Source organism: Psychrobacter immobilis, from assembly GCF_904846065.1.
Taxonomy (GTDB): Bacteria; Pseudomonadota; Gammaproteobacteria; order Pseudomonadales; family Moraxellaceae; genus Psychrobacter; species Psychrobacter immobilis_H.
In genome coordinates, this window is the sequence record NZ_CAJGZV010000001.1 from 1,327,652 (window position 1) to 1,352,912 (window position 25,261).

Annotated in this window: 17 protein-coding genes; 10 read left to right on the top strand and 7 right to left on the bottom strand. The window is 42.4% G+C overall.

The window, feature by feature from the left end:
- Positions 1-7: 7 nt before the first annotated feature.
- The 3 genes from JMW64_RS05580 to JMW64_RS05590 form a co-directional block, all read right to left on the bottom strand.
- Positions 8-2,155, bottom strand: a complete 2,148-nt coding sequence (locus JMW64_RS05580) for a hypothetical protein (RefSeq protein WP_201553693.1) — start codon at positions 2,153-2,155, stop codon at positions 8-10.
- A gap of 51 nt (positions 2,156-2,206) precedes the next feature.
- Complete coding sequence (locus tag JMW64_RS05585) at positions 2,207-2,671, bottom strand: hypothetical protein (protein WP_201538970.1); 465 nt, start codon at positions 2,669-2,671, stop codon at positions 2,207-2,209.
- 273 nt (positions 2,672-2,944) lie between these two features.
- On the bottom strand, positions 2,945-5,029 hold the full coding sequence (locus JMW64_RS05590; protein WP_201553694.1) for a hypothetical protein: 2,085 nt from the start codon (positions 5,027-5,029) through the stop codon (positions 2,945-2,947).
- 630 nt (positions 5,030-5,659) lie between these two features.
- Here JMW64_RS05590 and aceE point away from each other — a divergent pair.
- The 3 genes from aceE (at position 5,660) to JMW64_RS05605 (ending at position 11,069) form a co-directional block, all read left to right on the top strand.
- Positions 5,660-8,473, top strand: a complete 2,814-nt coding sequence (aceE, locus tag JMW64_RS05595; RefSeq protein WP_201553695.1) for a pyruvate dehydrogenase (acetyl-transferring), homodimeric type — start codon at positions 5,660-5,662, stop codon at positions 8,471-8,473.
- Between the two features lie 25 nt (positions 8,474-8,498).
- Complete coding sequence (locus tag JMW64_RS05600; RefSeq protein WP_201553696.1) at positions 8,499-10,232, top strand: 2-oxo acid dehydrogenase subunit E2; 1,734 nt, start codon at positions 8,499-8,501, stop codon at positions 10,230-10,232.
- A 180-nt stretch (positions 10,233-10,412) separates the two neighbouring features.
- The gene (locus JMW64_RS05605) at positions 10,413-11,069 is read left to right on the top strand and encodes an IS1595 family transposase (RefSeq protein ID WP_201553697.1); all 657 of its coding nucleotides are present in this window, start codon (positions 10,413-10,415) and stop codon (positions 11,067-11,069) included.
- A 114-nt stretch (positions 11,070-11,183) separates the two neighbouring features.
- Here the strand turns inward: JMW64_RS05605 and JMW64_RS05610 are convergent, their stop codons facing one another.
- Positions 11,184-11,825: an OmpW/AlkL family protein gene (locus JMW64_RS05610; RefSeq protein ID WP_109590148.1), complete on the bottom strand. Its 642-nt coding sequence runs from the start codon at positions 11,823-11,825 to the stop codon at positions 11,184-11,186.
- Between the two features lie 842 nt (positions 11,826-12,667).
- Between JMW64_RS05610 and JMW64_RS05615 the strand changes: the two genes are divergently transcribed.
- Complete coding sequence (locus JMW64_RS05615; protein ID WP_087814355.1) at positions 12,668-13,651, top strand: ion transporter; 984 nt, start codon at positions 12,668-12,670, stop codon at positions 13,649-13,651.
- Positions 13,652-13,764: 113 nt separating this feature from the next.
- Here the strand turns inward: JMW64_RS05615 and JMW64_RS05620 are convergent, their stop codons facing one another.
- From JMW64_RS05620 to JMW64_RS05630, 3 genes are all read right to left on the bottom strand, one after another.
- The gene (locus JMW64_RS05620) at positions 13,765-14,412 is read right to left on the bottom strand and encodes a TerD family protein (RefSeq protein ID WP_201553698.1); all 648 of its coding nucleotides are present in this window, start codon (positions 14,410-14,412) and stop codon (positions 13,765-13,767) included.
- An 88-nt stretch (positions 14,413-14,500) separates the two neighbouring features.
- Positions 14,501-15,637, bottom strand: coding sequence for a helix-turn-helix transcriptional regulator (locus tag JMW64_RS05625; RefSeq protein WP_201553699.1), 1,137 nt, complete (start codon positions 15,635-15,637; stop codon positions 14,501-14,503).
- Positions 15,638-15,802: 165 nt separating this feature from the next.
- Positions 15,803-18,649 (bottom strand): ATP-binding protein, encoded by a 2,847-nt coding sequence (locus JMW64_RS05630; protein WP_201553700.1) that lies wholly within the window; start codon positions 18,647-18,649, stop codon positions 15,803-15,805.
- Between the two features lie 372 nt (positions 18,650-19,021).
- Here JMW64_RS05630 and rsmG point away from each other — a divergent pair, with 372 nt between their 5' ends.
- From rsmG to msbA, 6 genes are all read left to right on the top strand, one after another.
- On the top strand, positions 19,022-19,738 hold the full coding sequence (gene rsmG / locus JMW64_RS05635) for a 16S rRNA (guanine(527)-N(7))-methyltransferase RsmG (protein WP_193836959.1): 717 nt from the start codon (positions 19,022-19,024) through the stop codon (positions 19,736-19,738).
- Positions 19,739-19,957: 219 nt separating this feature from the next.
- Positions 19,958-20,737, top strand: coding sequence for a ParA family protein (locus JMW64_RS05640; protein ID WP_201553701.1), 780 nt, complete (start codon positions 19,958-19,960; stop codon positions 20,735-20,737).
- A 153-nt stretch (positions 20,738-20,890) separates the two neighbouring features.
- Positions 20,891-22,036: a ParB/RepB/Spo0J family partition protein gene (locus tag JMW64_RS05645; protein WP_201553702.1), complete on the top strand. Its 1,146-nt coding sequence runs from the start codon at positions 20,891-20,893 to the stop codon at positions 22,034-22,036.
- Between the two features lie 85 nt (positions 22,037-22,121).
- Positions 22,122-22,856 carry a MotA/TolQ/ExbB proton channel family protein gene (locus JMW64_RS05650; RefSeq protein ID WP_201553703.1) on the top strand — a complete coding sequence of 245 codons (735 nt, stop codon included), beginning with the start codon at positions 22,122-22,124 and terminating at the stop codon, positions 22,854-22,856.
- Positions 22,857-22,942: 86 nt separating this feature from the next.
- A complete protein-coding gene (locus JMW64_RS05655) occupies positions 22,943-23,359 on the top strand; it encodes an ExbD/TolR family protein (protein ID WP_201553704.1) in 417 nt (138 codons plus the stop codon).
- 109 nt (positions 23,360-23,468) lie between these two features.
- A complete protein-coding gene (gene msbA / locus JMW64_RS05660) occupies positions 23,469-25,256 on the top strand; it encodes a lipid A export permease/ATP-binding protein MsbA (RefSeq protein ID WP_227694079.1) in 1,788 nt (595 codons plus the stop codon).
- The last annotated feature ends 5 nt before the right edge of the window (positions 25,257-25,261 follow it).

A 25,261-nucleotide genomic window follows, 5' to 3' on the forward strand; every position in this document is an offset into this window, starting at 1 on the left:
TTAACTTTTAAGGTTTTGGCGTTACTGTTGTAGCATTAGCCTTGATTTTAACTGAGAATTGCAGGGTTGCAGTGTCAGTAGGGGCAAGTTTAGTTACTCCAGCTTCGATAGCAGTACCAGTGTTAGTTACGCTGCCTGCTGTAGAGTTTGTACTAGAAACCGAAATGGTACCGTCATTTTTGTAGTCAGCACTATTTGAGAATCTAGATAACAAATCTGAAATGGTAACATCTGTGATATCAAAACCTACTGGTTTAGCTGAGAAAGTGTTTTCAGCTGTTATACGATAGATAACACATTGATTAGGGGTAGCTAACAGAGTAGCAATACCCATTGATTCACTACCATCTAGAGTACCATTACAGTTTGTATCTATGGCTTGCTGTTTTAGTAGCTTTAAGCCTTTAACGTTGGTTGTATCAGTAATTACGAAACCACCTGTTGTAGGCGCATCAGTACCACCTGGAATCAAGGTTACTGTAGTAGTTTCGCTCGCAGCTGCTGGAGAATTAGCTTCATTTGAAGCACTTGGCGCATTTGTTGATGAAACTTCATATTTTATAGTTACAGTACTTTCAGAAGCCATACCTGGGAACGGAGTAGTTCCATTTACAGCATTCTTAAGATCATATATGCCATCTGCAGGAGCGTTAGGGAATGTAAAATCCTGAGCGGTACCATTTTTTGGTTTGTAAGTTATAGTGACAGGTGTTGTAAGGTTTACAGCAGCACTACCAGCATTGTCCACAATTTTAAATTTCACTTCGCCAGCAGTATCACCTTCAGTCTCTTTACCAGTGTTGGTAATGATAGTTTCATGCTTGGCTTGCGTATTAGTTGGACTAGCAGACGTAGTGTTTGGGACTTCTTTAGTCGTTGCTCCAGTTAAGGTTAGCCCACGCTCGTTAGATGTCAACGGTGCTGTTGAATCGCCGCCAGCTGTAGCTGGAGTACTGCCATCCTGAACTTCAGAATCACCTGCTGTAGGATAGAAAGTACCAGTGTTCTGTGCACCAACTTCAGAGTCTGTACTATCAGTTACGATATCATCAATAGTACTTGCATCTTCATCTAAGTCATCTTTAACACTCGCATGGTTAACGGTACTTTTAGCTAGAGTCTCAGTAGTATCTTGTTGTACCTCAAATGTAATAGTAACTTTGGCATTAACTGCTAAGTTCACACCAGTGACCACAAAGCCATCTAGAACACCAGACCCTACTGTACCAGCGCCTTGAGTATTCTCTACTACTGTGCCAACATCTGATTTAACTGTGCCTGGTACAAGTTTAAGACCTAAAGGTAGGTTATCAATGATAGTTGCATTAGTTGCAGCCGCAGAATAGGCTGTTTGACTGTTAGTAACAACGATTTTATAAGTGGCTTTAGAAGTATTGTCTTGCTTATTAATCGTACCTGTTACTGACTTTACAATGCTAAAGACTGGTAATACGGTATTAGAATAGTCAAAGTTGGTTAAAGATTTCTTAGTTGGAGCAGCAGTAGCTAAGTAATCACTAACAGCAGTTAATGTTAAGTTTTGCTTATCTGCGCCTTTGTTATCTTTCGTTTTAGCATTAACGACGATTTCCGCATACTGACCAGCTTGTAGCTCAATCTTGTTAGCGTTAAAGGTTGAAAAAGGTTGGTCTGTTACTGTTGTAACAGCTGTGCCACCACCCGTATTGAATATCTTGTAACTTACTGTTGTTTTACTAAAGTCATAATTTTTATCGTCAGTAGGTGTAGCTGGAATATCTCCTGTAGCCCCATTTTGAGCTAAGGTCATAGTATATTTATCTGTAAAGTTACCTGAGTTAGTCAAAGTATGGTTGAAAGCTACAAAGCCATTAGGCGTTACTTTTAAGCCTTCGTTTTTATCATCATCATTCACTGCTCCGGTTGCTAAGGCAGCATCTTTAATAGTAGCTACAAGAGAAAAAGCAGCTGTTTCTGTTACTGTTATAGTAACTTGATTAGATTTTACTTCTTTTTGATCAATTTCGCCTACTTTGTATGTTGCGCTTGCTACGTTATTGATAGTTGCTTCACCGCCAAGAGACTGTGTGGTTTTTGCCATAGCCCCAGTAGAGATACCCATTACCGCAGCAACACCAACGGCTAACAGGCTATAATTAAAATTATTTGATTTCATATAGATATCCTAAAATTAGAAGAGCAAGATTTTGTGAGTTGAAGGAGAGGTCTAGTTGACGATTGTATTAAGTGCCACGGCGGCAGACTTCTGTGCTGGTAATAACTTGATATTCCAGCGCAGGGTACGGTATTCAGAAAACGGAATTTTGACCATTTTGCCATTGACTTTACGCATCAGTGGCATATCGGCATAGTTCTTGCCATCGATACTGGCTTGAGCACTGGTAGGATTAGCTTCACCAGTGAAAGCCATATTGGCAGGGATAGGCAATACGACCGCCAGATCTTGGATATCTTTGTTAATAATATTGCTATAGGTTGCTTTGTACTGAATGACCGTACCCGCTGGAGCATTACGAACTGGTAGATAAGAGATCTTACCTTCGGCGTTTTTGGTGACTTGATTGGCTGTTAAATCCATTTTTAAGGCATCATTGGCGTGAGCAGCACTTAGTGCTATTACCGACGCTAAGCTTGCTAATATGGCACTGCGTAAAAAATTAAAACCTTTCATATCGTATTCCTTGCTTAAACCATTATTATCAAGTCAATCTTGACTTCGTCCCATGCAATGTAAAAACTGCAATCAACTATGAATAAGAGATGCTGATAAAGTTAGAATTGTTCCTTAATGTGATTGTCACGCAAACAATACAAATATTCACCACAAAAACGACAAATGGTATTTTGGAGTACACAAACGGTAAAAGCCCTATCTATAGAGATAGGGCTTTTGTCAGTAAAAAATATTTTTTAGAGTTGATAATATAGCAAGGGGGAATAGTTACTAAGGATTCACAGTAGTGCCGTATTTGGTGTTGAAGCGAATAGCTCGACGGCGATCGGAGCTAGTAATTCCTAGCGGGAAGCCATTAGTTAGCACTTGACCATTATTACCAATCGATACTGAACTATTAGAAAAAGAAGGTACACCGCTGTTTTCTCCGATAGGTGTAGGCGTGGCTAAAGTAGACGTTACAAGAGCACCATTTTCTCCTTTTTTCTGTAAGGGGTCTCTAATAATGATATCTGTCAAAGGCACATTACCACGGTTAACAGCTTCAATCCTATAAGCGATACACTGGCCTGGTATGATGTTAGATATTGGGTTTGTACTATAAACAGTACTGGCGCTACCCGTATAATTAACACTAATGGTCGTCAGGTCAGTCAAGCTGCAATTATGGACATATTGACTCTTGAACAGTACTAGAGCTGCATTATCTTGAATAACATCACCGAAGTTGTTATCAGGATAATTAAATGTATTATTTGTAATGTTTATTTGTCGCACATTGCTCGTAGTGTCCACAGAGTATGTGTAATTATTAGGTTCATTCTGAGTAGCACAGAGCCTCGTATTGCTTCCAAGCTGTGCAGGTGTCAGAGTGAAACTATAGGTTCCATCAGGATTGATGTTCATAGTTTGAGATGTAAACGTGCCCGTATCACCTGCGCATTTGTTTAGGGTGATAGTATGACCTATAGTAAAAGGAATACCAGATTCAGTTGGTGAATCGTATTTACCGTTGAAGTAAAGATTGTTATTTAAATATTTATCGGATACATCATCTTTAGTGGGGTTTGTGATTTTACCATTGTCGTTAAACACAATGCCTGAGAATACGTAATTAGGCCTGCCGTTCGTGATTGTGCAAGTCCAGTTATCTCCGTAAGTCATTTTTATGTTCTTTGGGTCTAAAATGGTTACGACTTCATTATTACCTGAATTTTTACATACATATGAAGCAGCATAGTCTGCTAAGTTAGTCGTTCCAGCTAACGCTTCTGTTAATGTGTAAGTTTTAGTAGGGTTAACTTTAAAAGTCCCTGTAGTGCCCGTACCAGTAGTGACAGTATTACCTGAACCCCTTGTTGTAGTTGAAGCGATGCCATTAGTGACGACTGAGCTATCGGCATTATCTTTGATTTGCACAGTGAATTGATCAGTATTCGTTTTACGATAAGTCGAAAGCACTTTTGAATATGTTAAGCGCGGCTGTGGCTGATAGCAATAACTATCAAATCTAATATCAACTAGTTGATCGCCAGGATCATCAAAAAAGACATCATCCTTATCATCATCGCTCTGATCATAATAATTCAAGTCTGTATTGTTGCCGTATGTTACATCTACTCTGACAATAGGCTGACTAAACAACACTGACACTTTACAATTGTTATCTAGACCACCACAACTAATGCTACTAGTAGTGTTGGTTTGGCGATAAGGTGATGAGCTAGATATTCCTGTGCCTTTAGACTGTATAGTTGGCTCGACTACTTGATTTGAGCTAGTAACACCTTCAATAATTACTTGATCAAAAAATTCAAAGTAATCTTTACGTGTAGGGCTTGATGTAAACCCTACATAGTTTGTATCTATATCAAATATACTTAAGCTCACATTACTAAGCGCTTGGGGCTTTTTATCAAACTTATTCTTAAAGGTATATGAGACAGTTCTTGTTGTTGTTTTATTAGCAAAATCTTGATAAAACCTAAAAACTTGAGCCGCTGTACTAGTGGTAGTAGCTGCAATGAATGTTGATTGATATGTATTTACTCCTCCCGCATCTAAGATCCCAGCGGTAGTTAGAACATTAGAAGCGATCAGGTAACTCTCATTGCCTATACCAACTATATCTTGATCTATTTTAGGATTTGGGGATGAGGCAACTGGAGCTAAGCTATTATAATCCTTGCTATCAAAATTATCAGAAATATAACCAACAGGACACTCAACTGCAGCTAAGGCTGAACTATTTATTAAAAGCATAATAATCGCGGCTATCAATGTCAGCACCCGATATATATGTTCACTGAATAGTTGTGAAATTATTGAATTTAGAACGTATGGCATTTTATGCATATGATTATTCCTATAAGAAGCTAAAACTTGCTATAAGCGTTTAACTAGTTCTCAATTATTTCACTAACTAAACTAATGTATATATTACGTAACTTAACATATTAAGCAATAATTTCGTAAAAGTCCTACGAAATGGATGAATGGCAGATATTTCATGACCAGCTACAGTATCTGGTTATAGATGTTAGCTTGTTAGCAAACAATCCTTATATTTCTTTGAAACATTTCTAAAAAAACTAATGATTATTTATTTCAAAAATACTTGTCATATCACCATTTCTTTACAGCTATAAACAACTGCAGCATAAAAGCCTATAATAAAGAGTTATTATCATTTGATAATTGACTATAAAAGTTGGGTTAGTATTTTATTATTTAACCACTTTTAAATACTCAGTTCATATGCGATGGATAGTAGCGCTGTTTTTATTTTGGCTATGTGAGGCTGCTCCAGATGATGAGTCGGTCAAATACTGCTGCATAACCGCACCCTACTATAAATCTCGCTTCTTAAAATTAACAAGGAAGTCATTGAGAAAATTATTCCCGCACGACAATATTGAAGTAACACTTTGATTTAATAATATCCTGTCTTCGGGCAGGACTGACTGATAAAAAAGGACAATAGTGATGAATTATTATAAGGATGCTGATAGCACCGAAACCCAAGAGTGGCTGGAAGCGTTTGAATCTGTTATCAAACATGCAGACAAAGATCGTGCTCAGTTTCTGCTAAAAGCTTTATACAATATGGCAGTTCAAGAAGATTTGCCGTTCAATCGTCTTGATACCGCTTATATCAATACCATCGCCGTTGAAGATGAACCGATGTACCCTGGCGACCTAACCATTGAGCGAAAAATCCGTGCTTTGATTCGCTATAACGCATTGGCCATGGTCATGCGCGCGAACAAAAATGACGACGATTTGGGTGGTCACTTAGCAACATTCGCTTCTAGTGCCACGCTATATGAGACAGGTTTTAACCATTTTTTCCGTGCTGCCAGCGATCATTTCGGTGGTGACATGATTTATTATCAAGGTCACTCAGCGCCTGGTATTTATGCACGTTCTTATTTAGAAGGTCGATTGACCGAAGATCAGCTGGATAATTTCCGTCGTGAAGTCGGCGGCAAAGGCTTATCAAGCTATCCGCATCCATATCTCATGCCAGATTATTGGCAGTTCCCAACCGTATCGATGGGACTTGGTCCGATCATGTCGATTTACCATGCCCATGTACATCGCTATATGGAAAACCGCGGTCTGCTAGAGAAAGAAGGTCGTAAGATTTGGACATTCTTGGGTGATGGTGAAACGGATGAGCCAGAAAGCTTGGGGGCTATTTCTCTCGCTGGTCGTGAAAAGCTAGATAACCTAATCTGGGTCGTCAACTGTAATTTACAGCGTCTTGATGGTCCAGTCCGTGGTAACGGTAAAATTATCCAAGAGCTAGAGTCTGTATTCCGCGGCGCTGGCTGGCGGGTGATTAAAGTTATCTGGGGTGGTAAATGGGACAGCTTGCTTGCCAATGATAAAACGGGCGTGCTCAAACATCGTATGGAAGAAGTGGTCGATGGTGAGTATCAGCTATACGAAGCCCGTACAGCTGAGTTCACTCGCAAAGAGTTCTTTGGTAAATATCCTGAGTTAGAAGAGATGGCTGATGCGCTATCTGATGAGGATATCTCGCGCTTGAATCGTGGTGGTCATGATCCAATGAAAGTGTATGCTGCATTCAGTGAAGCGATGAAAACCAAAGGTCAGCCAACCGTTATTTTAGTTAAAACCGTTAAAGGCTATGGCTTATCGGCTCAAACACAAGCGGTCAATAAATCACATCAGATTAAGAAACTCGATCAAGAAGCGTTGATGTATTTCCGTGATCGCTTTGATTTGCCATTTACTGACGAGCAGCTAGAGACGCTACCATTCTATCGCGCTGAAGAAGGTTCAGCGGAGATGAAGTACCTTAAAGGTCGCCGCGAAGCGCTAGGTGGTCATTTGCCAAATCGCCGCAGTGGACATATTCCATTGAATATCCCTGAACTGTCAATGTTTGATCGAGTGCTAAAAGGCAGCAATGGTAAAGAGCAATCGACAACGATGGTGTTCGTACGCTTATTGTCAGCCATGCTAAAAAATAAAGACATCCAAGATCGCGTCGTGCCGATTGTACCTGATGAAGCGCGTACTTTTGGTTTAGAAGGTATGTTCCGTCAGTTGGGTATCTACTCTGCAGTTGGTCAAAAATATACGCCAGAAGATAGTGAGGCTTTGATGGGCTACAAAGAAGCCATCGACGGTCACATGTTAGAAGAAGGTATCAACGAAGCGGGCGCAATGAGTACGTGGATTGCGCTTGCAACCAGTTATTCTGTCAACGCATTACCGATGATTCCGATGTATATCTACTACTCAATGTTTGGTTTCCAACGTGTGGGTGATTTGGCTTGGGCGGCAGGCGACTGTCAAGCACAGGGTTTCTTACTCGGTGCAACAGCTGGTCGTACTACCTTGAACGGTGAAGGCTTGCAGCATCAAGATGGACATTCACAAATCTTGTTCAATGTCGTGCCTAACTGTGTGACATATGATCCATGCTTTGGTTATGAGTTAGCAGTAGTTATGCATGATGGCCTACGCCGTATGTATGGTGAAGGCGAGCGTGTTTATTATTATCTAACGCTAATGAATGAGAATTACGAGCAACCTGCGATGCCAGAAGGCGCGGAAGAAGGCATCAAGCGTGGTATGTATTTGCTCGAAGACAATGGTTCAACTCAAGTGCAACTATTAGGCTCGGGCGTTATTTTACGTGAAGTACAAAAAGCGGCGCAGATTCTAAAAGATGAGTTCAATATCACCTCCAACGTCTGGAGTGTGACCAGCTTTAACGAGTTGACTCGTGACGGCATGGTTTGTGATGATTACAACCGCTTGCATCCAATGGATGAAGAGAGAGTGCCTTGGGTCACTGAGCAGTTAGCGCCGCATGAAGGTATCGTCGTCGCCGCGACAGATTATATGCGCAATTATTCAGAGCAAATCCGTGCTTGGTTACCAGATAATCGTCCTTATACGACTTTAGGAACAGATGGCTATGGTCGTTCTGATACTCGTGAAAATTTGCGTAGCTTCTTTAACGTTGATGCGGCTCATATCGTGGTTGCGACGCTCAAACGCCTAGCGGATGAGGGTGAAGTCGAGATGCGTTTGGTGAAAGATGCTATCTCAAGTTTAGGCATCGATGTGGATCAGCCACCTGCTTGGCAACAACAGCCTTATTATGATCATTCTCCCGATGCACCAGCACCTGGTAATGTCAATCCCAATCCTGTCCCTGAATTTGTCGCTGAAGATGATGATGAAATCAGCAATGAGGGTCGGGCTGAAGATCAAGCGGATGCGACTTTACTTAATAACGGTGATGTCAAAGAATAATAATTATAAGACTAGGAGATAAATCATGGATATTAAAGCCCCCGATTTGGGTGTTGATAGCGCCGAAGTCAGCGAAATTATGGTAGAAGTGGGTGATGTCATCGCAAAAGATGACAACATCATTCTATTAGAATCTGACAAAGCCTCGGTTGAAGTACCAAGTTCTGCTGCTGGCAAAGTCACCAAAATCAGCGTTGCTGTTGGTGATCAGGTCAGTGAAGGTATGGTGCTTATCGAGCTTGAAAGTGCAGGAGACAGTACGGAAAGTGATGACGGTAGCGCTGCTGATGACAACCAACAAGCGAGTGATACAGAAGCCGCTGCTGCTAAGGCAGAAGCAAAAGTCGAGCCTGCTGCAACTGAATCAAAGCCATTAGAGCCTAGTGACGAGCCTGCGTCTAACGCTGGTAAATCGACCACTCATGCATTGCCAGATTTAGGTGTTGATGAAGCGCAAGTTTCTGAAATCATGGTCAGTGTTGGTGACATCGTGACTGCGGAACAATCAATCCTATTGATTGAATCTGACAAAGCATCGGTAGAAGTACCCGCACCAGTCGCTGGTAAGATTGAAAAAATCTTAGTTCAGACTGGTGATATGGTTGCCAATGGTCAAGACTTTATCGTTATCATGAGTAGTGGTGCAGATGCTGCTGATACAAGTGAGTCTACATCAGATAGCGCTGAGCCAAAGCCTTCAGCACCAGCCAAATCAGAAGAGAAAGCTGCTGCTAAAACAACGGGTGAGCCAAAACAGGCAGAAAAATCTACAACGCCTAATGCGGTCGCTAGTAAGCAAGCTGATAAGCTGACTGAAGCACAGGTCAATGAAAAGTTGGTTGACGTATATGCAGGTCCAGCCGTACGTAAGCTGGCGCGTCAGTTAGGTGTCGATATCACCCAAGTGAATGGTTCGGCACTAAATGATCGCATTCTAAAAGAAGACTTGTTTGCGCATGTTAAAGAAAGCCTAAGCACTCAAAAAGCGGCACCTGCCAGTGGCAATGTAGCCAGCGCTAGCCTGCCAAGCTTACCTGACATGAGTAACGTTGAGATTTGGGGTGAAACAACAACCCAAGACCTTAGCCGTCTACAAAAAGTCTCAATACCGCAGCTCAACTACAATACCTTGTTGCCACAAGTGACCCAGTTTGATTTGTCTGATATCACTGAGACAGAAAAACTGCGTGGCGAGCTAAAAGGTAGCATGAAAGCAGAAGGTATCGGCTTCACGATTTTAGCGTTCGTGGTCAAAGCGACGGCCTATGCCTTAACGCAGCATCCACGCTTTAACAGTCATTTAAGCGACGACAATACCCAAGTTATCTTACGTAAAAGCGTAAATATGGGCATCGCGGTGGCAACGGATGATGGTCTCATCGTACCTGTTATCAAGAATGTGCAGGATAAAGGCTTGAAGCAAATCGCCATTGAAATTGGTGAGCTTGCGGTAAAAGCGCGTGACAAAAAACTCACTACTAAAGATTTGCAAGGCGCAAGCTTTACCATATCAAGCCAAGGCAACTTGGGTGGCACTGCCTTTACGCCATTAGTAAATTGGCCTCAAGTGGGTATTTTAGGCGTGTCTGAGGCAAGCATGCAGCCACGTTGGGATGCTAAAAAGCAAAGCTTTGAGCCGCGCCTCATGTTGCCATTGTCACTGTCTTATGATCACCGTGTGATTAATGGCGCGGATGCTGCCGTATTTACCCGCTATATCGCAACATTGCTGGCTGATCCGCGCCGTATTTTGCTGTAAGAATCGTTTGTACTAAAAGGATCTGAAAAAAAGACTGTCTTAGGATGGTCTTTTTTTTATGCTTAAAATTTGTTAATCCATGGTTGCCAGATTTTTAGCGGTTAATGACTTTAGCACAATCGTTTCTATCTATAATCTTTTTGGGGCTGTAGTAGATAAGCACTATGCTAGACTACTTTTATGAAGATAACCCGTTGTAAACTAAGTAAAAAAGTACAGCGAAGACTGTTAGAGTTTTTTGCAGCTGAAGTAACCGCTAGAACAGCCGCAGATTTGCTCGACATTCAACCTAACACTGCGGCACTTTTTTATCATAAAATTAGACTTGTAATAGACGACCATCTCTCATTAGAAGCTGATGAGCTCTTTGATGGTGAAGTCGAATTAGATGAAAGTTACTTTGGCGGCGTACGCAAAGGCAAAAGAGGTCGCGGGGCTGCTGGTAAGACAGCTGTATTTGGTATTCTAAAACGAAATGGTAAGGTTTATACCATTGTCGTAGCAGACACCAAACAGACGACTCTAATGCCTGTCATCAAACGTAAAATCAAGCCTGACAGCTTTGTTTATACTGATAGTTATCGAAGTTACAATGCGTTAGATGTGAGCGAGTTTAAACACCTCAGAGTCAATCACTCTAAAGAGTTTACTTGCGGTAAAAACAATCACATCAATGGCATTGAGAACTTTTGGAACCAGTCTAAACGAATACTCAGAAAATATAATGGGATCGATAAGAAGAACTTCCATTTATTTTTAAAAGAGTGTGAGTTTAGATTCAACTATGGATCACCGTCTACTCAGCTTAAAACTCTGAGAATATGGTGTGATGTTTAATCCTTATCTACTACAGCCCCATCTTTTTATCTATAATCATTGCCGCTTAAACTTTAAGCACAAAAAAGCCGGCGATTAAGCCAGCTTTTTTTATTCACATTACTTTATGTTATATTAGAAAGTTTTAACAAAAGCAACGCCATATACCCAAGGGCTGATGTCAACTTCACCAAGTTCAATGGTCTCACCATTAGCTTTTACGCTGGCGTCTGTTTTGATGTCCATATAGCGAGCATCAATACGGAAGTATTCAGTTGGGGCAAAAGGTATGTCAAGACCGATGTGACCAGCAACGCCAACGCTGTCATCAAGTTCTAATTTTTCGAAAGCATCGCTATAGATTTTTTCTTTAAAGAAAGTCGTATAGTTCACACCAACACCAACAAATGGCTTCACATTCATAGGCATGTTGTAGCCATCAAAGTGATACTGTACCGATAGAGTCGGTGGTAAATGCTGAGTTTTAGCATCGATAGTAGCATCGCCAGCAGTTAAGGTAATGTCGTGATGGAATGGTGTAGCCGCTAGTAATTCAATACCAATGTTATTGGCAACGAAATATTCGCCGCTAATGGTTGGTTGGACATCACTGTCTACGTCGACACCAATAGTGCCATCTGCCAGAGTACCGTTATCGCTCTTTGGGTCAACCATGTGAGCACCAGCAGCGACAGACCAAGTACCAGCTGGTACAGCAAATGCTGTGGTCATAGTAAGTGCAGCAGCAGTGGCTAAAACTAGGGATTGTAGTTTCATCATTTGATTCCTTAACGTGATAGAAGATTATCGGTGGCTATCTAACGAGGGATGACATTAGGTACCGATACACAATGTTATGATTGTTGACTAACCTGTAACATTACAACGCCATTATAATACAAAACCATATTTACTGTAAGGTTTTAAACGCATATTAATGGCTTTTATGGCATAAATTTACCGTAAAAGGTATATTTGTCGAGGTAATTAAAAATTACTTAGGACAGTTAGTGTTTGTGAGGCAGGACTTAGATTCTGTCATACCGATGTTATACGGAGATATTGCGCTAGAATTTGGTCGATAGTCAATGATGTTAAACTCTCGCTGATATTTTTAGAATGTTAAAATGTCAAAAGCTTAGAGTCGGTAATGATGGTCTCATTACTTTTCGAATGAATAACGAGAGTGGGAAAAGAGGGGTAATATATTATGCTTGGCTATTGTAGTAATTCTCCTCTACGCTGCACAAACGCACGTTCTGTAACGATATTGGATCGGATGGACTCTTGCTGTCCTGAATGCAACTTATTTTTGCTGCCTGCTCAAGATATCAGTGAGCAATTACGTGCTGATGAACGATTCTTACGCTTCGCTATCATCGCCATTGTGCTGGTACTAATTTTGTTTGCCTACATGTATTATTTAAATTTAGTATAATCATCGATCATGATTCATACTAAATAAGACAGTCCTATCACTAGTAATACTCTAAGAGCACTATATCGCTAAGTAGTGATGAGTATGAAATACTGATGGTGACCGAGCATTAATGTCATATTCTGTGATGATTGCTTTATTATACTAATATAAGACCGGTGTTTCACCGCATAGGGACGGCATGCTATTCCAATCTATACGGCGCTTGCGTCTTTTCGTTTACGATATTTTGCAAAATGATGAGCACGATACGCTGTTTAGCCGTTGCGTTGACTACTTTTTAATATTTTTAATCATGACCAATGTAGCAGCGGTCATTGCTGAGTCGGTTGACAGTTGGTATTACCCTTATCAGGAGTATTTTACTTGGTTTGAAAATTTCTCTATCGTAGTGTTTTCTATTGAGTATTTGCTGCGTTTGTGGAGTGTGGCCGAGGAAAAACCAGATGACACCACTTGGCGTCAGCGTTGGGAGTGGTTGAAAAGTCCTTCTGCGTTGATTGATTTAGTCGCCATTGCGCCAGCTTTCTTGAATTTCTTTGTTACGATTGATTTACGCTTCTTACGTATTTTACGTTTATTCCGAATTCTCAAACTGACACGCTATTTTGCTTCGTTACGCATCTTATTGGTGGTCATTAGCAAAGAAAAAGGCTCGTTCCAAGCGGTTATTTTTATTTTAATAATTATGATTGTGACGGCATCTAGCGGCATTTACTTGGTTGAAAACCACGCCCAGCCAGAAGAATTTGAGTCGATACCTAAAGCGATGTGGTGGGCGGTGGTGACGCTAACGACGGTGGGCTATGGCGATGTTACGCCGATTACCAATGCGGGTAAAATATTGGGTGCGGTTATTACCATATTAGGTGTGGGTCTGGCGGCATTACCTGCAGGTATTTTAGCGACTGGTTTGGCAAATGAGCTTGCTCAGCGCCGTGAAGAGCTTGAACAGGACTTTCGAGCACAGTTGATTGATAGCGATTTTGATTTGGTAAAAAATCAGATGATGATCGATAAGATTCGCCGTGAGCTGGGACTGGATAAAGAGCAGGCGCAAAATATCGTATTGCAGGTATTACGCGAACAAGAGCTTGAGCGCCGCGAAAGAGAAGTGGAAGAAAGACAAAAGAACTTTTGCCCACATTGCGGTGAGCCACTGTAAGTCTTATATAGTGGTTACTTTAGGTTTCAAAAAATGGATATGTAAGAAAAGGGTGCAACGTTATCAGAACGTTGCACCCTTTTTATTAGCAATAAACGGATATTTTATGGTATTTAGATAGCTTGTGGAATGGGTAGCGCACGTGCCAATTCATGGGCGACTTGCTGCGCCGTCGTTGCTAAATCTTCGGCAGAAAGGGGTAAGTTTTGCAGTGTGAGATGCCAATCATCCACTTCTCGGCGTAAATGTGCCACCCACAGCGTCGTGCAATCACGTGGCAGTTGCTTTAGATTGACTTCAAAGCATCGATTGCCTTCATCATCGCTTAGATGAATCTCGCCTTTTTTGACTCTTGAAAACGGATGACCGTGGTAAGAGTTGGCTATCATAGCAATGTGGGTGATATGTGCTGGGATTTTATCTAAGTAAAGCCTGATTTGCTCTTGGTCAAGAGGCGCCAAATACATCGCTTGTTCGCCGCGATCTTTGCCATTGAGACTGTCGCCTTGATGTTTCACTGATTCCACTTTATCGCGCAATTGTTTGAACCAAACGATATCACTGATGGTGCAATTGTCGTCATATAGTACGCAAGCCAAATCAATATCAATAGCGCTCTGGTTTTTTTTAAAGCGCTTAAACATGCCTTTTGGCTCAATCTTGGTAAATTCATAGTTTAGCGCAAAAAATAAGGTTCCCGCGTCTAAGCCCAGTCCTCTTAAACTGTTTGACAGTAATGGCAATGAGGCAGTGGTCGGCATAACATTCCTTATCTATTTTCGTTCTTTATTTTTAAATAGTGGTAATCGTCTGAATACGGTTAAATTTGAGCATCATTACCCGCAGTTGTTATTTATGATCAAAAAACTTATCCAATACGGCTTGATGTAACAATGCTGGTTTGGCATTCAATAAACCATTGCCAAAACCACGTAACCACCAAACCAGTTGTGAAGTTAGGTTAACGGTGGCTTGAATGGTCAGCGTGTCATCATCCAACGTAACAGTTTGATCGTCACTGAGCTTGCTTTCAGTCAGGCTTTTGCCCGCTTGTTTGGTGAATTGTAGCTCAATAGCGGTGTTTTTTCCATGATTAGGCAGCTCACCGAATAAGGGGTGGCTAAAGCCCATACCACCAGCATCCAAATAAGTATCGAGTTGGAAACTCTCAGGTGTTTGTGCGGCGCTTTCGAGAATATCAACGCTAGCAAATCGATGTAGGGCAAAGGTACGAATGGTAAAGTTTGGATCATCAGTACGAGTTGCCAGCAGATAAATAATCACACCGCGCTGGATAATAGCGATGGGATTCAAAAGGTATTCACTGGCCTGTGATTTATTGCTGCGGGTATAGCAGGCTTTGATTTGTAATTGATAAAATAGCGCATGGTAAATATTGTCTTTGCTATCCAAGTCAATATGCGGCGCGATTAGTGGCTGAGTGGCAGGCTCAATACGCACTCTGTCGATCCATGAATGGGTGACTTTACTGTTTTTTAGCTGCCGCCTTGCCAAGTCAAACCATGGAAATAATTCATCTAAAATAACGGGTGGTAGTAGCTGAGTTAGATTGGCTTCAACCATATTAAAGGCGACTGCTTGCGATAGATTCATGTGCGGTAAGCTTTGGAGTGGCGCGTCATCACGCCAGCGCCAGCCTTGTGGGTTGGCGTTATTTTTTTCTATGGGAAAGCGTTTTGCCAGCGCATTTAAGTCGCGTTGAACAGTACGCAAGCTGATGTCAAAGCCTGCCATCATCAGCTGCTCGTAGATATGGGTTGTGCCCACCCAGCGGTTGCGCTGTAGTTGCGATAGTACTTGCCACTGGCGCGCCGTCGTCGCCGCGCCATGGCGATTATCGTTATTATCTCCTGAGACGTGGCTATCTCCTGAGACATGACTGTCCGCTGCCGCTACAGTATTAGCTTGCTCAACAGAGTTTATTTGAGCATGGGAGTGGTCGGCGTCAGTCGAATGTACAGTCATTAAGCAATAACCTTTATGAAATTACGAGTTGGCTTTTGTATAGCTTAGCGGAGTATTAACCATTCATCATCGCAGAAAAGCATCGTAGCGTCTAGGATATCTCTTCAATTACTACATTGATTTATTGATTGGTTTTGGTACAGCTAAATTTCACTATAAATCAGCTTATATGGCGTCGATGGGTGTTTTAGTGGCATTGTTATCAATACCCTGATTGATGCCTTGATCATCATTTATAACGACTTCGTTGTGCTCCGCCTTGTCTTTGTGTTTTTCTTTTTTTCTCTTGTCCCGTTTTTTTTGACGTTTTGTTTTCTGCTTCTTTTTGGACTTTTTATCATCAATACCATCGTCATTGTTATCTTGATTTTCATCCCATAACATCAGACGACTTAAGACTTTACCAAACAACGTGTCTTTACGATAGCGACCTTTTTTGTTCATGGTATCGATAGGCAAACCAGTCATCAGCGTCAATGCTTCGCTCAGTGTATAGACACCATAAATATGAAATTCGTTCGCTTTGACGGCAGCAATGATGTCGTCACGCAGCATGAGCTGTTTGACATTGGCCATTGGAATGACCACGCCTTGCTGCCCAGTCAATTCTTGCTCGCGGCATGCATCAAAGAATCCAGCGATTTTAGAATTGATGCCACCAACCGCTTGCACTTCACCCAATTGGTTCATAGAGCCAGTAATGGCAAATGATTGATCGATTGGAACGTTTGCCAAGGCAGATAGCAGCGCACAGCCTTCGCTGACGGTGGCACTATCGCCATCGATATGGGCGTAGCTTTGTTCAAAAGCGAGCGAGGCGCTAAAGTTGAGCGCATGATGTTGGCTGAATAAGGCGCGCAAATAGCTGGTCATAATCAGCATGCCTTTGGCGTGTAAACTACCGCCCAAATCTACATCACGCTCGATATCGAGAATTTCACCCGTACCGATATTTGGTTGAATGACGGCAGTCAAGCGGGCGGGCATGCCAAACTCGCTATCGGCATAGCTGACCACTGTCAGCGCATTGACTTGTCCGACAGCGCTACCTTGGGTTTGAATAAGCTGCTGACCATTTTTGAGCTCATCCCAATAGAGGTCACGCAGGTATCCTGAACGCTCGTCCATATCATCGATGGCTTGTGTGACATGATATGCATTAACAATGTTTTTTCCGCTTAAATGCGCGTGGCGGTTAGACTCATGCAACAGCTTGATTAATAAATCACTGTGCAAGCTTAAGCGGTCTTGGTCTTCTGCTTGTAAGCTTAAATGCTCAAGTAGGGCAGCTTGCGCGCTACGATCAAACGGATAGAGATTGGCATAGTCAATGATGTCAGCCATTTTCGCGACTAACGCCAATTCGTGCTCACTGCTGCGAGGCACATCATCGTGAAAATCTGCACGTACTTTAAATACCGCATCAAACTCAGGCTCAAGCTCTAACAGCTCATAATATAAGTCTGCTTCACCAAGCAAAATCACTTTAACATCAAGGTCAATGGGGGCAGGTGCTAACGATAAGCTGCCTGTTAGGGTCAGCATTTGTTCAAGGCTTGAGAGTTTGATTTTGCGTGATTGTAGTGCGCGCTTGAGACCCTGCCAAGCATACGGATGCTCAAGTAAGTGACTCGCTTCTAATAGTAAATAACCACCATTGGCACGGTGTAGAGCACCTGCTCTAATCATACTGACATCAGTGGTGACCGTGCCCAATTGGGTGATTTGCTCGACATGACCCAACAAGTTCAAGTGCGTCGGTAAGTCCTCAAAGATGACAGGTGCGCCATCTTCTGGGGTGTGATTGACAATGACGTTGACCGCATAGCGACTTGGGGTCGTGGCCAAAACTGCTGTCACAAATTCTTCGTCATCGCCATTGACGATGCGCTCGACATGCGTAACCATGTCGGCAAATACGGTCTTGAGATAATCAACGACCAGTGGGTGACTGGCAAATTGCTCATAAACAGGGGCAAATAACGGTTGTAATGCACGACGTGCAATATTGCGATGCAGGGCTTCTATCGCATCATTGGCTTCGTCCTCTAACTGCTCTAACGCGATGGTCAACTGACTTAAGCGTTTTTGCATATGGTTTTTTTGGACAAAGTTATTTAACTCCGCTTCGTATTCACTATTGCCGTATTCACTATTGCCGTATTCAGTATTGTTTTCATTCCGCTCTGCATTAATAGGATCGTTATACTCGGTGCTAGAAATGCTCGCTTTGCTACTATTATCGCTCACGGATTTATTTTTATGGCTAGCAGATAATTTATCATCACCACCACTAGTTTCTATCGCGAGTTGACTGGGATGGACAAACACCGCTTTATTATCAAAGGAGCGAAACGTCAACGCCAAATCATATTGTTTGCCTTCCGCATTGAGCACATCATAAGCCTGACTTTCTTTTTGATGCGTGTCATTTTTGATGGCTTCGATTTTGCTTTGATATTGGTCACTACGAAAGCGTTGGCTCAATCGTTTTTTGGCTTGTTGCCATAATTGATTGACTTGCTGCTGCAATAAAGAGGCTTGCCCCGCAGGTAGTCGCAGCGCTAAAGGGGTGCGTGGATCGGTGAAATTATGCACATATACCCAGTCGTCAGGTGTGGGTGCATCGGCGGCAATACGCGTTAGCAAGCGGCTGATGACGGTGCGTTTGCCCAAGCCATTTTCACCAGCAGCAAACACATGATAGCCACTGGCTTTGATATCCAAAGCTGTTTGTAAGGCTTTTAGGGCACGCTGCTGACCAAAGCCCACGTCTAGATCTGGTGCCGTACGGGTATCCGAGGGTAATTCATCAGGGTCGCTATAGCGTTTTAATTGCTCAGCGGTGACAAGGCAGCGCTGCTTGATATCAATAAAGCATGGATGCGGTGCATCCGCTGTTGCTGATTTGGTGCTTTTTAATTCAATGATGGGTGTTGCCATATTATTAGCGTCTTTTTTATTAGCATCTCTTGATAATTGAGAGGTAGGGATGTGTGGCTGTTTGGTCATAGGTATAAATTATATCGTTTGTAGAAAGTGGCGTAGTTATTAAGTGTTATTAAGTGTTATTAAGTTTACTAATGAGTGCTAATACTTGGCTTTTTCCAGTTAATTTGCATCGTTCATAAAAACATCTTACAAGATAAAACGGTGTTTTAAATAAATCATTAAAAGCAGTTTTGTATCATTAGCAGGCTCTGTTAAAAACGCATATATAAGCAATCATTCATCATCCATTTAAGGCGATTAAAGAACAATAACGCCTCAATATAGGCTCAGATAGTATAAGATGTCTCACATTGGCGCAATCTGCAACTATTCAATGGGCAGACTGCATGATAAAATAGACGGTTCACATGTCAAAACTGGATAACTCGTTGTATGTCAGACTTTACTAAAACATCTTCATCCTCTGCTAACACGGGCAATATCCGTATTGATCCGACTGGCTTTGTAAAGCTTGGCGCACAGCTGCCAGCGCTGGCGAATACCTTGGCACAAGCGGTCAATGAGCTCAAGTTATCCTTGAGTGAAACACAGCAGCGCACATTATTATTGTACTTAGACCAGCTTTTGTTGTGGAATAAAGCGTATAATCTGACCGCCATCACTGATCCAGAAGAGGCTTTGATCAAACATATAATTGATTGTTTGGCTATTATAACGCATTTACCGTCAGGGTCACTGTTAGATATTGGCACAGGAGCAGGGATGCCAGCGGTTATTATTGCGATTTGTCAGCCAGAGCGTCAATGCACCGCACTTGATAGTAATCAGAAAAAAATTCGCTTTATTAAGCAAATCAGCAGCGAGCTTGGCTTGAATAATATGCAGCCAATTGCTTCTCGTATCGAGGCGCATGAAGCCAGCTATGACGTTGTGACTTCTAGAGCCTTTGCCAGTTTGATTGATTTTGTTGAAGTGGCTCAGCCGCGCTTAGCAGATAACGGTTACCTATGCGCGATGAAAGGCAAAGCGCCAAGCGATGAAGAGCTACAAGCACTAGACAATGACTGGCATATTAAGACGATTAAGCTTAAAGTGCCTCGTTTACATGATAGTCGTCATTTAATTGAATTGTCCTATAAAAATGTCTAAGCTATGAACACCTTTTAAGTGATACATGTCGGTATCACATGATTTTGTTGATATTTGAATGGCAAGATATTCAAAATATGGTGATATAAATCGTGCTAATTATATAGAGATACTCATATTGTTTATGAGTATGATGCTATGCAAAGTTTAGCGAAAAATTGATTGTGTAAGCCAAAAGTAAAATAACAGTAATAGACCCTAATTAAATTGAGTGAGTGTATGGAAATCATAGCAATTGCGAATCAAAAAGGCGGCGTGGGCAAAACCACGACGGCAGTAAATTTGACCGCCAGCTTGGCTGCGAAGCGCAAGCATGTACTGCTGATTGACTTAGACCCACAGGGTAATGCGACAAGTGGTACAGGTGTGGACAAAAACGAGCTAGCCCTGACGATAGCAGATGTGTTGCTTGATGGAATATCGCTATCTGATGCTATTATTACCAGTCCAGCAGGGTTTGATGTGATCGGTGCCAATCGTGATTTGGCTGGCATGGATATCACCCTAATGAATAAAACCAATAGTCATGAGCTGCTTAAAACAGCAATGGTGGCATTGGTCAATGATCAGATAGCTGCTAAAAAACCTGCTTACGATTATGTGGTTATAGACTGTGCACCCAGTTTGAATTTGTTGACGATTAATGCGTTAGTTGCTACAGATAGCGTTATTATTCCGATGCAGTGTGAATACTATGCACTAGAAGGCTTGGCTGATTTGTCGCAGACGATTGAGCGCTTGACGGAATTGAATCCAAAGCTATATATCCGCGGCGTGGTGAGAACATTATTTGATGCACGCAATACACTGGCTCGCGACGTGTCTGCCGAGCTGGAAGCTCACTTTGGCGATATTATGTATAAGACCCATATTCCAAGAAATATTCGCTTGGCAGAAGCGCCAGCACATGGTTTGCCAGTCATCGCTTATGAGAGATGGTCAAAAGGTGCGCGCGCTTATCAAAAATTGGCGGCTGAAGTCATGAAACAAAGTGATTAATACGCATGTATGCATGTTTTTTAGCACCAGTGATAGAATGTCAGCACAAGCGACTAAACAGATATTGAACATTGAATGTCGTATTTATGAGTAATGAGTAAGCTGTATTAATAATTATTTGGCTTTTATTTTAGCGTTAGAGGATAGGTAATCATGGCGAAGAAAAGAGGGTTGGCTGCCAATCGAGGCTTAGATGCCTTATTGGGGTCAATCAAAAAAGAAAAGCAAATCACCGCCTCTGCCTTGCAAGACGATATGGCGGCGCGTGAGAGTACTTTGCCAGCTGAAACGCTAAACGCTGATAGATTAAATATTAGCAAGACTGCTCAATCTGATAGTAATGAGACCAGTGAAAAACCAACGACCAAAGCTATTGCCTCTGACACCACTGCCAGCAGTCGAACCACACGGTCGCCGCGCACGATAAATAAAGGTACGGCTAATAAGAGTCGTGTTAATGGAACAGATACTAGTGCCTCTGAAGACCAGATAAGCTTGGTGCAAATAGATGTCACGCGTTTGCAAGCGGGTAAGTATCAGCCACGCCGTGATATGAGTGAAACGGCGCTTGCAGAGCTGGCGTCTTCGATTGAACAGCATGGCGTTATGCAACCGATTGTTATCCGTCCGTTGTTGGCCAATGAAGACAAGAGTGAAGCATTCGTTACCCATGAGATCATTGCTGGTGAGCGCCGCTGGCGTGCGGCAAAAATGGCAGGTAAAGCCGTTATTCCAGCGATTGAACGTGCTTTATCTGATGAGCTTGCCATCGCACTGGCCTTGATTGAAAATATCCAGCGTGAGGACTTGTCTGTGATTGAGCAGGCCGCTGCATTACAACGCTTTCATACTGAATTTGGTATGAGTCATGCGATGATTGCCGAAGTCGTTGGCAAGGCGCGCACCACCGTATCGAACCTGCTGCGTCTCAATCAGCTGCATGATACCGTCAAAGATCATTTGGCAAATAGCGCCCTAGATATGGGTCATGCGCGCACGCTTTTGGCATTATCCTCTGAGCAGCAGCCGATTATCGCGCAAAAAATTATCGACGGCGGTATGACGGTACGCGACGCTGAAAAGTTGGTTAAATCGATCTTGCAGCCTGCACCGAAAGCCAATCGTGCTGAGCAAACGCAATCTCGTGAGGTTGAGCGCTTGACGCAAAGACTGACAGATATGTTAGGGGCTGAAGTCAAACTCAAACACAAAAAAGATGGTCAAGGTAGTGTTGAGATATTTTTCCATAACCAAGATCAATTAGCAGCTTTAATTAAGCACATAGAAGCACAGGCTTGATATCGCTAATGAGTTTGTCATGATGCTTTGAACTTGAGATATTTTGATAACCGCTATTTTTATAAAAATATAAAAGAGAGTCAATATGTGGGAGTTGGTAAAAGCGGGTGGTTGGTTGATGACACCTATCGTGGTGTGCTCAATATTGGCATTGGTTATCATCATCGAGCGTAGTCATACTTTACAGTTTAATAAAGTTGCTCCGAGTAGATTGCGCGAACAGCTAATCACGCGCTTACGTGAGAATGGGGATATTGGTCGTACACAGTTGATGAATGTCAAAGAAAAAACACCTTTGGGAGATATTTTAGCGACAGGGCTGCTGTATCGTCAATATGGCTTAGACTCGATGACGATGCATATGCAAAACCGCGCTAGCGTACAAGTGCATCAGTTAGAAAAAAACATCAATATGCTTGGGACCATAGGGGCGATTACGCCACTACTCGGTTTGTTAGGCACGGTGTTAGGCATTATTTCGTCGTTTTTGGCGATTACCGATGGGGCGATGCAAGACCCAACGATGCTTGCTGCTGGTGTGTCACAAGCGTTGATTACGACTGCTGCTGGTATGATCGTGGCTATCCCAGCACTGGTTGCCTATCGTTATTTTCAGCGCCGTATTATCGATATTAATGCCCAGTTTGAGACGCAAGCGGGGCTCATGATTCAAGAGTTGTATGATTATCATTTGCTGGAAAATACGTCTACTGCTGGCTTGAATGTGCCTGCACATCGTGCGCCATCGGCTGACGTTGTAGATAATGAGGATGCAGTGGATGGGTTAAGCTCAAATAATGGTGTTGCCGTCACTTCTTAGTATTTATTTCTTAGTATCTGTGACTGTTCAGCACGCTATAATAATCCATCAAGCACATGAGTATTCAGTAAATTAAAGAGAGTGATATGCGCTTTAGAAAACCGACTGTTGAGCCGCTCGAAATTAACTTGACCCCGATGATTGACTGTTTATTGTTTTTGATTGTGTTTTTACTATTAGCAACGTCGTTTAATCATTTTAGTCGTTTAAATATTATTCTTCCTGAAGCTGAAGGTGTCGCGCTGACAGAAGAGAAAAACAGTATCGAAGTGGCGGTACAAGAAGATGGCAGTTATCTGGTGAACGGTATTACGCTTGCTAGTAGCAATGAGGCAGAGTTGACAAGTATGCTACAACAAGAAGCTGGTAGTAATCGTGACATGCTATTTGTTATTGCTGCGGATGCCAATGCCACCCACCAATCGGTTGTGCGAGTGATGGACATTGCGGGTAAACTGGGATTTTTGAATCTTAATATCAGTACGGTCGTGCCACTTGGTTAGCCGTTACCGCAGTAGCCTATAGCTACTTAAGTAACATTGATAGATGCTCTTATAAAACTGTGATTTTAACGCAGTCCATTCATATTATGATCCCCAAATTGAGGCTTTTATGAGCCAAGCACATCAACCGGACTCTGCAAAAACTGCTGCTAAAAAACTATCAGCAGAGCCGTCAAACATACCTAAGCATAAGACCTTGCTGCGTTTGCTGAGTTATCTAAAACCATACTGGTGGGCATTAATGCTTACTGTGTTGGGCTTTGCGATTAATGCGGCGACAGAGATTTGGATTGCCAAATTACTTCAATATATCACCGATGCCATTAATCAGAACGATCAAAGCAAACAGGATTTATTTCCATTATTGATCATTGGTCTGTTTTTTGTCCGCGGTGTTGGTAGCTTTTTGGGTAATTACTATTCTGCTCTGGTCTCACGTAATTTGGTATATGAGCTGCGAGTGGAAGTCTTTAATAAATTGCTTCGTCTGCCAAGCTCTTTTTACCTAGCCAATCCTGCTGGTACCATTTCATCCAAGCTGATATTTGATGTTGAGCAAGTCACCGCAGCTAGTACAGACTCTATGAAGACGCTATTGCGTGATGGTCTGACAGTCGTCGCTTTGATAGGTTTCTTGCTTTATAGCAATTGGCGTTTGACGTTGATTTTATTCGTTGTACTACCGCCAATATTGTGGCTTATTCGCATCGCCTCAAAGCGTTATCTAAAGTTGTCTAAGGGTATTCAAGAGACGATGGGTGATGTCAGCCATATTACCAATGAAGTGATTGGTGGCTATCAGGTTGTCAAAAACTATGGCGGTCAAGCATACGAAGCCGCACGCTTCGATAAAACATCAAAAAAGAACTTACGCCAAGGCATGAAGGTCGTGGTGACCAACAGTATCAATACGCCAGCAGTACAGCTGCTAATGGCTGTCGCCATGTCAGTTGTGGTGTGGCTCGCACTACGCCCATCGGTGATAGACAATATCTCAGCGGGTGAGTTTATCTCATATATCGCCGCTGCAGGCTTGCTCAGCAAGCCGGTACGCTCATTGACTGATATCAATCAAAAACTGCAAAAAGGTATCGCGGCAGGTGAGTCTATTTTTGCCTTGTTAGATGAGCCAGAAGAAAAAGACACTGGTGTGCTTAGCCCTGCTCTGACGGGCGAAATCAAGCTGGACAATGTCAGTCTGGTTTATCCTGACTCAACGGTCGCTTTGCGTGACTTTACGTTAGAGGTAAGAGCGGGTGAGACGGTTGCATTGGTAGGGCGAAGTGGTGCTGGTAAGTCATCTTTAGTAAATTTACTGACGCGCACCTTATCGACCTCTTCTGGGCAAATTACCTTGGATGGTATACCGATTGAAGACATTAAGCTTGAGAGCTTACGGGCGCAGATTGCGATGGTCAATCAACAAGTCGTCCTGTTCAATACCACGGTATTTAACAATATTGCTTATGGTGGCTTAGCCAATAAAACCCAAGCTGAGGTTGAGCGCGCCGCAAAAGATGCCTTTGCTCATGATTTTATTATGAAAATGCCAAACGGCTATCAAAGTGAAATCGGTGCTGAAGGTTTGCAGCTGTCTGGCGGGCAGCGTCAGCGCTTATCGATTGCTCGTGCGCTATTAAAAGATGCGCCGATTTTAATTTTAGATGAAGCAACCAGTGCGTTAGACAATGAATCAGAGTATTACATTCAGCAAGCGCTTGATAATGTGATGAAAGATCGTACCACATTAGTCATTGCACATCGACTGACCACCATTGAATCAGCCGATCGTATCGCCGTGTTAGACAGCGGTCAAATCGTCGAGTTAGGCACGCACGATGAGCTTATACAATTGCAAGGTCATTATGCGCAAATGTATGAACGTGACTTTGAATAAAATTA